Raw genomic sequence first — 12990 nt, forward strand, 5'->3', positions numbered from 1 at the left:
GAAAATACATCATATGAACGAGGCTGTCAAATGGCAAAATGAAAGGTCGCTTATAGTCATGCTATAAGCGACCTTCTCTCTTTAGTTCGTTCCTTCCATGCGCGCGATTTCCTTGCGAACGATAGGGGCAACCTTCGTACCCAGCAGCTCAATAGCGTGCAGCACTTCCTTATGCGGCATCGTGCCGACGTTGACATGGAGGAAGAAGCGGGTGATGCCGAGATTTTTGCGCAGGAGAACGATCTTCTCTGCAACGTACTCGGGATCGCCGACATATAATGCGCCTCTTAAGCTTCGTGCGGCGTCGTATGCAGCACGGTCATAAGAGCCGCGCCAGCCGCGCTCGCGTCCGATAACGTTCATTTGTCTCGCTGTCGGCAGGAAGAAGGAGTCGGCCGCTTGCTCATTCGTGTCGGCGACGAAGCCGTGGGAATGCGTTGCGATCGACAGCTTGCTTGGATCGTGACCGGCACGTTCGGCTGCCTGCTTGTACAAGGCAACGAGTTGTGCGAAGCTTTCGGGCATGCCTCCGATTATCGCGAATGCGACCGGAAGCCCAAGTGTTCCGGCGCGAACGGCCGATTCCGGATTGCCGCCTGTGGCGATCCATACCGGCAGCGGTTCTTGAACGGATCGCGGATATACCCCGAGATTGTCGATAGCGGGACGAAGTCCGCCGCCGGGCCATGATACTTTCTCGGACTGGCGAATTTTAAGCAGCAGCTCGAGCTTCTCATCGAATAGCGCGTCATAGTCATCAAGGCTGTAACCGAATAACGGGAACGATTCGATGAACGAGCCGCGGCCTGCCATAATCTCGGCCCGTCCGTTCGAGAGCGCGTCGAGCGTAGAGAAGGATTGATATACGCGCACGGGATCATCCGACGACAGAACGGTGACGGCACTTGACAGCCGTATCCGCTTCGTTACCGAAGCTGCAGCGGCCAATATGATGGCCGGAGCGCTGCCCGCGTAATCGGGGCGATGATGCTCGCCAATTCCATAGACGTCAAGGCCTGCTTGATCGGCCACGACGATTTCTTCCACCGCATTGCGGATTCTTTCCGCATGGCTGATGACGATTCCGGTTGACGGATCCGGTGTCGTCTCTAGAAACGTACTAATTCCTATTTCCATATTAACTGTCTCATTGGACATTGATAATCGCCTCCTCAATAGCTTTAGTTTACCATTTTCCACATCAAAATGTTAAGTACCTTACAAGAATATAGCGAAATAGTTAACTTTACGAGTGCCCCGCCAAAGACGGCACAGAAACGATCTGCGCAAAGAAGCAGCTAACGGTTCGTGCAAAGCGACAGCCGTTTACGCTTGTATATCGTATAATGCTCTATTTTCCAATTTATAGTACAAAAGTCGAGGCGAATTGAAGGGGGAATGAGGATGTCGATTCAGGACGGGATGAAAGCTACTAGTATACTTCTTGCGAGATTGAACCCTGGCCCATTCTACATCAACACGGAAAATATTGCGGGAGCAAAGGAAGCGGAGCTAGTCTTGGCGCGCATCACGTGCATATTGAAGGAGGTGCAGCCGAGAGAACGTCTGCAATCTATTTCTGTAAGGCTAGGCCTATGCAGTTCCTAATCACTCTCTCTTCCATAAAATGATAGATAACAATAGTCTCGGCATAACGCTGCTAGAGTGGCGTACAAGCCAATGACTTAGGAGGAGAGGGTTCACATGACAAAGGATTTGCGTCAAAAAGTCCGTATCTCGTTGTCTCCGCCAGAAGCGACATTCTGGAGCGAGATCAAGTATTCCGTGGGCAAGGACCGGCTAGTAACGGTCGAGCCCATGGTGCAGCTTCCTGACGGGAGTTTTCAGATTACGCTGAAGGTATGCGGTTTAAGTAAAGCGAAGGCGCTTGCAACACTTTTATTGTCCACGAAGTCGTTCGGCAATACGAGAGTTGCGGTAAGAGTGAAGTCGGGGGGCAAGATCGTCAGCCCAATCACGACAGGACTGACGCCGGCTAAGATCGTTGCGCTGTATCGAATTGCCTTCCGCACGAACGAACTGTTCAGCTTTGTTGTGGCGAGGACACCTTTCGGCAATACGTTCGTGTATCCCGTGTTCAAGGTGAGAGTCGTGCAGTTCTTCAATGACGACTTATCGGATTTCTACAGCAACTACAACAATGTAGCGGCCTTTGTCTTCCGTAATGTACTTCGCAATGTGATTAACGGAACGGCTATTCAGTTCTCTACGGCACAGAAGAAAGCTAAATAAAAGGTTTGTTTGGCCCAAAAGAAGAGCGCCCGGAGCAGGCGTTCTTCTTTTGTTGGGAGGGTTTGCCGCAGTAACGTCGAATAAGTCTATGAACGCCTGTTCATAAGCATCGATATGCAGGAGAGGCGCTAGACCCGACTACACTTCGGAGGTGTGCGAATAAATGAAAGCGTTATTTATTGGAGGCACGGGCATCATTAGCTCTGCCATTACGAGCCAGCTGCTGGAGCAAGGCCATGAGCTGTACCTTCTCAACAGAGGTTCAAGAAACGAAGGGCTGCCGGCCGGAATTAAGGTGCTGCAAGCCGATATTAACGATGAAGCGCGGGTAGCTGCGCTGATCGAGGATTTAAGCTTCGATGTCGTTGCAGATTTCATTGCTTTCGTACCATCGCAGCTAGAGCGGGATTATCGCTTGTTCAGCGGCAAGACGAAGCAGTTCATGTTCATTAGCTCGGCTTCTGCTTATCAGACGCCTTTATCCGATTATAGAATTACGGAAGGAACTCCGCTGTCTAATCCGTATTGGGAATATTCCCGTAATAAAATTGCCTGCGAGGAGTACTTGATTAAGCAATACCGAGAGCAGGGCTTCCCGATTACAATTGTTAGACCAAGCCATACTTACGATGAACGTTCGATTCCGCTTGGTGTGCACGGAAGCAAAGGTTCATGGCAGGTGGCGAAGCGGATGCTGGAAGGCAAACCGGTCATTATTCATGGAGACGGGACATCGCTTTGGACGATGACGCATAATAGCGATTTTGCCAAAGGATTCATCGGATTGATGGGCAACATCCATGCGATTGGCGAGTCCGTCCATATTACGTCCGATGAGTCGGTGACTTGGAATCAGATATACGAGATTATCGCCGATGCTCTAGGCGTGAAGTTGAATGCGGTTCACGTATCGTCGGCCTTCCTTGATGCTTGCAGCAACGAAGATTTCAGAGGCGGCTTGCTGGGTGATAAAGCGAATACCGTTGTATTCGATAATGCCAAGTTAAAGCGGCTCGTGCCGGAATTCGTTGCGACAACGCGGCTTGACCAAGGCATTAAGAGGACGATTGAGTACATTTTGGAGCATCCAGAGTATCAGAAGGAAGATCCAGAGTTCGATGTTTGGTGTGATAAAGTAATCGGCGCTCTTGATGCGGCGATTGCAAGCATAAAGGAATAACAACGGACGACAAAGGACGCCCCTCGCGAGGGGCGTCCTTTGTCGTTCGTTCAAACCTCTTCGAGCAGCGGCTTCAATTGATGCTGCCAAATCCATTCGGGATTATAGCGCTGACGGGCTGTTGTTTTGGCATGGAGAACAGGGTTCTGTTCCATCTGGCCCACTATGGCCGCGGCATGCTCCAGCATATAGTGACGCTCGGAAGGGTGATAGTGCTCCTGCGTATCATAGCCGATGTTCCGGGCATTCCAACGCATGAAGTAGGCATGGAGCTGCTTGCCCAGCTCCTCCAAAGCGGGAACGGCTTCGTTCAGCACGATGAAATTGCCGCGGCTGGCTGCTTCCAGCACGATCAAACCGAACGATTCGGAATAGGAGGGGCAAATAAATAAATTGCTGATCGTGAACAGCTCCATGACGCTGCGATGGGGGAATCCGTCAGGCCAGCCTGCATCGGAGGTGAACACGATGTCTTCCTTATGAAGTCCGTTGTGTATACCGGCTTCTACAATCATTCGCTTGAACGCAGCTGCCTCAATATCGAGCGAGGGAAAGTCGCAGAAGACGAGCTTTACGCGCTTGCCTGAGGCAGCGGCGATTGCCCCCGCTAAGGCAGCAGCCTTGTTCTGCTGCTTGCCGGGAGTAAGCCGCCCGGGATAGACGGCCACAATATCCGGCGACAGCAGGTCGGTCTTCGCGGCTAGCTGCTGCAGCTCTTGGCTGAATTCAGCGTACGGGTTACAGCAATTGGAGATGGCACGGCAGCGCTCTAAAGGGACGTTGTACTTGCCGGGCAAGCGCCGCTAGTCCGGATTGTGTCGGGTAGAGGTAGGTCGTATTAGGCAAAGGGGTATACCGCGCCGAGAGCGGCCAGTCCATACGAGCCGGCCTTGGGATCGGCATGGAATGGCTCATGGCGAGGAATCGAAGATTGGGCAGCCGACGCTGCATGATCCGAACCGCTACATTATGAACGAGATGCCATCCTTGATACAAAATATCGTGCATGATACATACGTCCTCATGCTTTAACGCTTCATATAAGCTCTCGGCAATCGTCGCCGCTTCATCGTAGAAGGCTTCATGAACTCTGCCTGTCGGCTGCGAATAATCCATCCAATGTATCTGCTGTCCTTGCAGCCGATTCGTAATTTTCACCCATTCCAGCCGATCATCGGCGAAGATGCCGAAGCGCTCGGAATCCGGGCAATCTTGGCTGACGAGCAGCTTCACTTTTACGCCTGCATCGAGCAGCATATGCAGATGCTCTTCGACGACGCTGACGAGAGAATAGGTTTTGGCAAGTCCGTTGAACATCGTTAGGACCGCAACCTTCATCGAAAACTCCCTCTTTGCGAATTTTTTTAAAGTCCATACTCATGTATGTTTGAGACTAGCTCATTATGCATACACATCATGGAATGACATTTAGGAATTGACCTCAAGATGGAGGAGGGGCGCAGAGGATGGCTTGTGTGAATTTAGGCATCGCCAACGACTTTAATGTTTTTGTTTTCGGAGATCATACCCAGTCTTTCGTCGATTCGGAAGGACGCGTTGCCGTTGGAGGGACGGCTACCTACACCAGCTATGGCATCGGCGATACGCTGCCCGTGTCAACGACACGGCCGGATCTGATCGTTCAAGGAAACATTAACGTTTCGATGGGTACGAACTTTGCGGGCAATACGGTCATCTATCCCGATAGCGAAATCATTAATTACACGATGACCAACAACAACGGCGTTCCGAATCAGCCTTTAGTCGGCACACCTATCGACTTTGACTTAGCGGAGCAAGAGCTCGCGGCGCTTTCACTCAATCTCTCGGCTGTAACGCCAACCGGGACGGTAGCGAACAATTTTGGCCAGATTGTGCTAACCGGAACCGATCCTGCGTTCAACGTGTTCACGTTTAACGGAAATAATGTCGACGGCAACGGGCTTCGCCTCGATACCGCCAACGGGATCGACATTGTTGCTCCGGCAGGGTCGACGATCATTATTAATGTCGGCGGAACGGATGTAGGCTTCGGCAGCTATACAATCTTCCGCAATGGCGTTACGTCCACGCGTGAAGACGGAGCAACGATTCTATGGAACTTTTATCAAGCGACAAGGGCATTTAACCAAAACTTATCCATTACGGGCTCCGTGCTTGCGCCTTATGCGGACTGGGAAGCGATCGGCTTTGGCAACATTAACGGAACGATTATTGCGGCTTCGCTGACGAATGTGTCGGGTACACTTGAGGCGCATAATATTCCTTTCGTGGGCTGCTTGCCTGGGCCGATGGTCGTTCCTCCAACATCAACGACGACAACAACATCGTCCACGACATCTACAACATCCACTACATCGACTACATCGACTACCTCAACCACCACTACATCATCCACAACCTCTTCGAGTACGACGACAACAACCCCAGCAGTCATAACGGGGCCGAACATTGTCGGAACGAAGACGCCAAGCGTGTTAACCGCTCAGTTGGGCGATACGATCACGTATACGATCACGATTACGAATACGGGAACAGCGCCGGGCGAAGCGATCTTAACCGATGTATTCCCAGACGGAATCATCGTCATCCCGTCAAGCCTGTTCATTGACGGCGGTCGATTCAGCGGCGTGGACATCGGCTCGGAGCTTGTGCTCGGGACGATTGCTGTCGGGCAGACGGTCACGATTGAATTCCAGGTGTTCGTTGCGGGTTTTCCGCCGCAGGGACTAATTACGAACAACGGTGTTGTTGTGACTGTTCCTCCAGGAACGCTCGTTCCGACTTGCAGCCCGATGGAGATCGCCATTCCCGGCACGCCGGGCGTAACGCCGGTGAACGGCATGCTTCTGCCCGTTCTTCCCGTGTTCAAACCGGGAGTAACGCCGGCGCCGGGAGACAATGCGGGCCAGCCCCCGCTAACGATAGCAGGAGGCGTCGTTGTATTGGATCAGCCGGTAACGATTCCTGGCATCACCTTGCCGCCGCTGCCGGGCGTAACGATTCCGTTCATGGGCGGCACGGTTCAGCCTATTGTCAATACGGCACTCGTAACGGTGATTCGAGCGTTCCAGCCGACATCGCCAAATCTGCTGCTGTCGAAAACCTTTCTCGACGTATCTTTATTCATCGGTCAACGCATTACGTTAAGTCTGTTCGCCGTCAATAACGGCAATGCGATATCGGTCCGAACGACGCTGCAAGATGTCCTACAGCCGAATCTGCTCTTCATACCGGGCACTGTTATTGTTGATGATGTGTTGGAGCTGGAGGCGAATCCGAATACGGGCATTAATCTCGGTCCTATTCCGCCGAATGAGGCGGTATTCGTTCGGTTCGATGCTTTGGTAACGGGCGGCAGTTCATTCACGAACACGGCGCAGGCGACGGCGAATTTCCTTCTCGCGAACGGAACGATCTCGACGCAGACGTTCCAGTCGAATACGATCGTGAATCCGATCCTGCAGATTAGCGCATCCGATTTCTCGAATTTCATTAAGACGGCAAACGTTCAGACGGTTAGAGTGGGAGAAAGCTATCAATATCATGTAACCATTAGCAATACATCGACCGATATCGTAGCGGGCAACGTTATCTTCTATGATAAGCTGGCCAATCAGCTGCAATTCGTATCGGGCAGTCTGGTCGTCGACGGCGTCAGCCAAATGGATCCGAAGGTAGGCGTCGGCTTAGGCGCGATCGGACCGGGCGTCACGCGCACGCTGTCGTTCCGGGTTAGGGTTCTGTTCGAGCCGGCAGGCGATTTCATCGAGAACCAAGCGGTCGTCTTCTTCGAATTCCGCTTCGGCTCCTCGTGTTTCAGAGCGGCACTGCTGTCCAATACGACACGCATTATCGTAACGGAGGAGGAAGAGGAGTAGCAGGAGAAGGCTGTATGCATGCATGAATTGAACAAGGGATGCTCCGCTGCTTGCGGGGCATCCTTTGTTTGCTTCGATTAAACGATGAAATAACATAAGCGTAGTTGAACATTTTCCTATTCATGGATATGATGATGCTAGATGTTAGGCTCGAACAAAGGAGACGCTTCTCTTGCGCAAAATGGTCATGGTTCTACTCGGCATTGTATGTCTTACGTTATGTTTTTTTACCTTCGTGTCAGCGGGCAAAGCCTTCCGTTCTGATTGGCGACTGCCGCAGACGGAGATCCCAAAGCAGACCGAATATCGTCTGGTGCTCATCACGCAGGAGCTGGAGACGACGTTCTGGGACAAGGTTGGCCACGGCGCGGTCGAGCAGGCGCGGAAGGACGGAGCGAGTCTTGAGGTATGGGGCAGCTACGGGAAAAACAAAGAGGAATTTTTGGAAAAAATAGAAATCGCGATCGACTCCAAAGTGGATGGCATTATCGTGCAGGGGCTTGATGCAGAGGAGTTCAAGAGCCTGACCAAGATTAAGGCGGCCTTCTACGGCATTCCCATTATAACGGTCGCTAACGACGTGCCGATGGCGGAGAGCTTGAGAAGAACCTACGTCGGCTCCGATCAGTACGCGGCGGGGCAGATGATCGCCAAGCAGCTGCTTGCGGATATGGGGCAATCGGGCAACGTCATTTTGCTGGGAGACACGTATCAGGAGTATTATCAGAAGCAACGGCTGGCCGGTATTCAAGACGTCTTGAAGGATTATAAGGATGTTCGGACGGCTTACGCCGAAACAGAGGCGACAAGGGAGCAGGTCATTGCCACGACGAAGGATCTGATGAACCGGGTACCGGACGCCGATGCTTTCATTGCGGTGAACGCCGGCATGGCCAGCGCGATGCTGCATGAGATCGGCAGGCGCTCGCAGATCGGACCGTATCATATTTATTCATTCGATGACGGGCGCGAGTCGGAAGAGCTGTTCGAGCAGGGCAAGCTGGACGGGATGATCGAGCAATCTCCGGAGAAAATGGGCGAGCTGAGCGTGAAGCTGATGATGGAGTGGTTGAGCGGCGAGAYGGTTCCTCTTGAAATGGACGGTTATCTCACCGATATTCGGATGGCGAAGGCGATGGAAGCGCGATGAACATCAGCATTCAGAAAAAAATATGGACACTGGCGGCGATCGTGCTGTTTTTTATGGCGACGATATGGATAGCGCTTACTTATTACAACCAGAAGACGCAAGATCGGTACAATGACATTTTGCAGCGCTACCTTCGCATGAATGAGGTGACGACGGCAAGCCAGCAGATCATTACGTCGCTGAACAACTACCTGATGACGCCGAGCGAAGCCAACCTGACCCAGCTGGACGAGAGCCGTGAGAGTATTCTAGGGGCGAAGAACGAGGTGAATATGCTTCGCAATGCGGAGAATGCGTTTGTCTTAACCAGCTACATGAACCTAATCGACAGTCTCGTCGAGACGACCGACCGATCGCTTATTTTCCAATCTGAGAAGGAGACGGAGGCCTCGTCCCAGGCGTTCACGGAAGCGACGCGCATCTCCAAATACATCTCCGAGATGACGCTGACGCTGATCGATACCGAGCTGAGGACTTATGACCGCTTCTACCGCGGCATTATTGAGCAATCCAAGGAGCTGAGGGAGCTGGGCGTCTGGCTTCTCATGCTTATCACGTTCCTCCTGCTCGTCTTCACGTACTGGTTCTCCTTGAGTATTACGCGTCCGGTTCTGAAGCTGACCCAAGCGGCCAAGGAGCTGTCCAGAGGGCGGTTCGACTTAGTAGTGGAAGTGGAGTCCAACGACGAAATATCTTTCCTTGCGAAGATGTTCGACCGGATGAGGATCAACATTAATAACTTGATCTCGGAAATCCAACAGAAGGCGCAGCTCGAGAACGAGCTGCAGCAAAACAAGCTGCTGCTTCAAGAGAGCCAGCTTCGCAGCCTGCAGAGTCAGATTAACCCGCATTTTCTGTTCAACACGCTCGATACGCTGTCGAAGAAAGCTTATTTGGAAGGCTCGGAGGAGACAAGCGATCTGCTTGTCAGCGTGGCGGGCTTGCTGCGCTATAATCTGAAGCGACTGGATCGCTCCGTCACGCTGTACGATGAAGTGAAAGTGATGCGCCAGTATATCGATATTCAGAAAGCGCGGTTCACGGAGCGGCTAAGGCTGCACATAGAGCTCGACGAGTCATGCCTGTACGTGCAAATTCCAGGTCTTACGCTGCAGCCGATCGTCGAGAATGCCGTCATATACGCGGTCGAGCCCGAAGAGGAAGGCGGCAACATTTGGTTCCGCGTCATCGACGGGGAAGAGCGAGTTACGATCGAGATCGAAGACGACGGCCCGGGCATGACCGAGGAAAAAATCCAAAGCATATTAGCGGAGCATGCCGTTGAGGCGGAAGGTCACTCGACGGGTATCGGCATGAGCAACGTCGTCAAACGGCTTCATCTGTTCTACGGCCTTGAGGACGTGATCGATATTAAGAGCGGAAGCGGGCGCGGCACGAAGGTCATTATGAAAATACCGAAAACAAGGGGAATCGAAACCTATGATAAAGCTCCTGATCGTAGATGACGAGCAAATAGAACGCGAAGGTCTGCAGGCGATATTGCGCAAGGGCTACCCGGACCTAGTCATTGCGCAAGCCCAGAACGGGAAGATCGCGGTGCAGATGGCGGGCGAGTTCGAGCCGGACTTGATTCTAATGGATATCAAAATGCCGGGCATGACGGGTCTGGAAGCGGTGGAAGTGATCAAGGAGCAGTATCCTCGGATCAAATATGTCATGGTAACGGCGTATGACGCGTTCGATTACGCTCGGCAGGCGATCAAGCTTGGCGTGAAAGACTACCTGCTCAAGCCAAGCAAGGCGAGCGAAATTATAGCCACGGTCGGGAAGGTGCTCCGGGAGATTGAAGAAGATCGCATGAAGCAGAATTCGCTGCAGAAGGCGCTGCCGCTCATTGAGACGGACGTCGTGACGCAGCTGCTGTTCGACCATGTGCACGATGTGCATGTCGACGAGCTGGTCGGCCTCCTTGATATTCGGACGGCAAATGAAATGTTCGTCATGCTCGTGCTGCTGCCCGCAGGCGCGGAACAATTCTATACAGCGGTGAAGGAGAAGGTTAGGCAGGCAGGAGGCGGTCTGGTCGGAGCACTCTACGGCCGCCAGCTGCCCATTATCGTTGTTAGGGATCCAGAGCGCTCGTACCGAACCCAAGCGATTTCCCTCGCCCGAGATATTCTATCCGTTGCGAAGCAGGACGCCATTTCGGGCTGGTTCGTTGGCATCGGCAACATGTCGGGATCGCTCGAGCACATTCGCCAGTCTTACCAAGAATCGCTAATAGCTTCAATGGATACGTCGCTACCGGTCAAATACAGGTTTTATGAGGACACGCCCGTATTGGGCGCCGTGCTTGACGGCCAGCTGGCCAAGCAGCGGGAGAGGCAGTTCTTCGACCAAATCAGGTTGGGACAATGGGACCAGGTGAGGGCTGGCGTCATGGACTTTATCCAGCAGTATGAGAACGAAGGCGCCGAATTGATGCAGACGCAGCAACGCGTGCTCGAGCTGCTGTGGGTGGCTTCCCGCGTGCTCAGCGAGATGGGCATCGAGGCGGAGACGCCGCTGTTCTCCTTCCAGTCTCAGGACGGCCGCCAGCTGAGGGCCGAAACCGGACGTTTGCTGGATCGCATGAAGCAGTCCTACGCGGAACACTACGAACAGGTGGAGCCGGACACGATCCAGCAGATCAAGTTGTATATCGCGGAGCATTCTCAAGAGGATATTTCGCTAGATGCGATCGGGAAACGCGTGGGACTTAGTCCGTTCTACATTAGCAAAATGTTCAAGGACCAGCTTGGCATCAACTACATAGACTTCCTAACGGAATGCCGCATCGAAAAAGCGAAGAAGCTGATGGCGGACCCGGAGAAGAGCCTCAAGGAAATTACGTTCGAGGTCGGGTATCACGATCCGAACTACTTCAGCAAGGTGTTCAAGAAGATGTGCTCTGTCTCGCCCAAGGAATATCGCAAGACGCTGCTCGGCGGCAGAAAGCTGACCGACGATGAGAGCTGACGGCAGAGAAGGAGCGATTAGCGTGAAGCGTATATGGATGCGAGTCAGGACGGCTCTGCTTGCAATCGTTATCGTCTTAGCCGTTGCCGCTTGCGACAATAACGGCGACGACGGCGCACTTGGCGCGGATGCGGATAGAGGTGGTGGCGCGTCGAATTCGGTTGTTTCGCCCTCGCCGGTATCAACCAAAGATGGAACAGGCGGAAGCTCTGAGACCGTGGAGCAACCGATCAAGATCGGATTCTCCATGGATACGCTGCTGGAGGAACGCTGGCTGAAGGACCGGGATTTGTTCCGGGAGTCTGTGGAAGCTCTCGGAGTTGAGGTCGAGATCAGTGCGTCGAACGGAGACGACGCGCTTCAGATCGTACAAGCGGAGACGATGATCAGCCATGGCATCGATCTTCTCGTCATCGTACCCCATAATGCGGAGGCCACGGCAGCGATTGTGAAGAAAGCCCATTCCTCTGGGGTGAAGGTTATCGCTTACGACAGGCTGGTCAAAAATGCAGAGATCGATCTGTACGTTTCCTTCGACAACGAGCTGGTCGGCGAACTGCAGGCCAATTCGATCACGAAGCTTGTGCCGAAAGGCAAATATGTGTATATCGGAGGAGCGGAGACGGACAACAACGCCCACTTGTTCAAGGAAGGCGTGTTCAACGTGCTGCAGCCGTTCATTGACAGCGGAGATATTACGGTCGTCTACGACCAGTGGACCAAGGATTGGACGCCGGCTAACGCCAAAGCCAATATGGAAGAGGCGCTGAAGGCCAATAACAATCAGATCGATGCGGTTATTGCCGCCAACGACGCGACGGCAGGCGGCGTCATAGCAGCATTGGAAGCACAAGGACTGGCCGGCAAAATTCCGGTCGCCGGACAGGATGCGGATCTCGCTGCCGCGCAGCGTATCGTAACCGGCACTCAGGAGATGACGGTGTATAAGCCGATCCATGCGCTGACGCTTAAGGCGGCCGAGCTTGCCGTCATGATGGCCAAGGGCGAGACTCCGCACGCCGACCGGAAGGTGAATAACGGCAAGATCGAGGTGCCGTCCGTACTGCTGTCGCCGATCGCGGTAGATCGGCTGAACCTGGACGCGACCATTATTGCCGACGGCTTCCACGCCAAGGAGGATGTGTACAGGTTCGCGCAGCCGGAATAACGTTTATTTATTAGAGAAAGAGGATCTCAGCCTTCACCTTGCCGTGAATGGGTTGAGATCCTTTTCTGTATAAATCGGAGACTCGCATACTGAGGTTTATTTTGCCTGTATTTCATACAGTCTAATAGGTCAAAATCGCCCGCTGAACTGACTTTTGAATGGAATTGATACAGCCAGAATCGGCCTTTTCGCCCCCAGTGAGATGACRTAAAATTGTTTGTGTACCAAGATTTGTAGCCTTGTCAGACAACAAAAAAGTAGGGTATCCTCGGGGTTGCTGAAGCCACCAGAGAAAGGACCCTACCGATGACTAATATACCCGAAAACATGCTCACTAATCTATTTGAAAATCTTGTTACTCAGTTTGTACAAGACAACC

10 protein-coding genes are annotated in these 12990 nt (G+C 52.8%); 7 read left to right on the forward strand and 3 right to left on the reverse strand.

The window, feature by feature from the left end; translation table 11 throughout:
• Positions 1–81: 81 nt before the first annotated feature.
• Positions 82–1137 carry an LLM class flavin-dependent oxidoreductase gene (locus tag AB4Z33_RS03935; protein WP_337100855.1) on the reverse strand — a complete coding sequence of 352 codons (1056 nt, stop codon included), beginning with the start codon at positions 1135–1137 and terminating at the stop codon, positions 82–84.
• A 567-nt stretch (positions 1138–1704) separates the two neighbouring features.
• Here AB4Z33_RS03935 and AB4Z33_RS03940 point away from each other — a divergent pair.
• Together AB4Z33_RS03940 and AB4Z33_RS03945 are read left to right on the forward strand one after the other, a co-directional pair.
• The gene (locus tag AB4Z33_RS03940; protein ID WP_442048655.1) at positions 1705–2253 is read left to right on the forward strand and encodes a hypothetical protein; all 549 of its coding nucleotides are present in this window, start codon (positions 1705–1707) and stop codon (positions 2251–2253) included.
• A gap of 163 nt (positions 2254–2416) precedes the next feature.
• A complete protein-coding gene (locus AB4Z33_RS03945; RefSeq protein WP_442048656.1) occupies positions 2417–3433 on the forward strand; it encodes an SDR family oxidoreductase in 1017 nt (338 codons plus the stop codon).
• A 50-nt stretch (positions 3434–3483) separates the two neighbouring features.
• On the opposite strand, the gene AB4Z33_RS03950 is transcribed toward AB4Z33_RS03945, so the two are convergent.
• Both AB4Z33_RS03950 and AB4Z33_RS03955 read right to left on the reverse strand, forming a co-directional pair.
• A complete protein-coding gene (locus tag AB4Z33_RS03950) occupies positions 3484–4230 on the reverse strand; it encodes a glycosyltransferase (protein ID WP_442048657.1) in 747 nt (248 codons plus the stop codon).
• The gene (locus AB4Z33_RS03955; protein ID WP_442048658.1) at positions 4172–4771 is read right to left on the reverse strand and encodes a hypothetical protein; all 600 of its coding nucleotides are present in this window, start codon (positions 4769–4771) and stop codon (positions 4172–4174) included. Before AB4Z33_RS03955 ends, AB4Z33_RS03950 begins: the two co-directional genes overlap by 59 nt.
• 128 nt (positions 4772–4899) lie before the next feature.
• Between AB4Z33_RS03955 and AB4Z33_RS03960 the strand changes: the two genes are divergently transcribed.
• The 5 genes from AB4Z33_RS03960 (at position 4900) to xylF (ending at position 12611) form a co-directional block, all read left to right on the forward strand.
• Positions 4900–7314, forward strand: coding sequence for a choice-of-anchor A family protein (locus AB4Z33_RS03960; protein WP_442048659.1), 2415 nt, complete (start codon positions 4900–4902; stop codon positions 7312–7314).
• A gap of 172 nt (positions 7315–7486) precedes the next feature.
• Positions 7487–8464 carry a sugar ABC transporter substrate-binding protein gene (locus AB4Z33_RS03965; RefSeq protein ID WP_442048660.1) on the forward strand — a complete coding sequence of 326 codons (978 nt, stop codon included), beginning with the start codon at positions 7487–7489 and terminating at the stop codon, positions 8462–8464.
• Entirely contained in the window at positions 8461–9930 is a 1470-nt protein-coding gene (locus AB4Z33_RS03970) for a sensor histidine kinase (RefSeq protein ID WP_442048661.1), read from the forward strand. Before AB4Z33_RS03965 ends, AB4Z33_RS03970 begins: the two co-directional genes overlap by 4 nt.
• Entirely contained in the window at positions 9905–11443 is a 1539-nt protein-coding gene (locus AB4Z33_RS03975) for a response regulator (RefSeq protein ID WP_442048662.1), read from the forward strand. The genes AB4Z33_RS03970 and AB4Z33_RS03975 overlap by 26 nt, the downstream gene beginning before the upstream one ends.
• 22 nt (positions 11444–11465) lie before the next feature.
• Positions 11466–12611 (forward strand): D-xylose ABC transporter substrate-binding protein, encoded by a 1146-nt coding sequence (xylF, locus tag AB4Z33_RS03980; protein WP_442048663.1) that lies wholly within the window; start codon positions 11466–11468, stop codon positions 12609–12611.
• Positions 12612–12990 lie beyond the last annotated feature (379 nt).

The organism is Paenibacillus sp. 2TAB19 (genome assembly GCF_052115185.1).
GTDB lineage: Bacteria > Bacillota > Bacilli > Paenibacillales > Paenibacillaceae > Pristimantibacillus.

What these genes read in the sequence shown, in the direction of transcription:
- AB4Z33_RS03935 (WP_337100855.1), bottom strand. Translation starts at nt 1,137, where the DNA reads ATGGAAATAGGAATTAGTACGTTTCTAGAGACGACACCGGATCCGTCA.
- AB4Z33_RS03940 (WP_442048655.1), top strand. Translation starts at nt 1,705, where the DNA reads ATGACAAAGGATTTGCGTCAAAAAGTCCGTATCTCGTTGTCTCCGCCA.
- AB4Z33_RS03945 (WP_442048656.1), top strand. Translation starts at nt 2,417, where the DNA reads ATGAAAGCGTTATTTATTGGAGGCACGGGCATCATTAGCTCTGCCATT.
- AB4Z33_RS03955 (WP_442048658.1), bottom strand. Translation starts at nt 4,771, where the DNA reads ATGAAGGTTGCGGTCCTAACGATGTTCAACGGACTTGCCAAAACCTAT.
- AB4Z33_RS03960 (WP_442048659.1), top strand. Translation starts at nt 4,900, where the DNA reads ATGGCTTGTGTGAATTTAGGCATCGCCAACGACTTTAATGTTTTTGTT.
- AB4Z33_RS03970 (WP_442048661.1), top strand. Translation starts at nt 8,461, where the DNA reads ATGAACATCAGCATTCAGAAAAAAATATGGACACTGGCGGCGATCGTG.
- AB4Z33_RS03975 (WP_442048662.1), top strand. Translation starts at nt 9,905, where the DNA reads ATGATAAAGCTCCTGATCGTAGATGACGAGCAAATAGAACGCGAAGGT.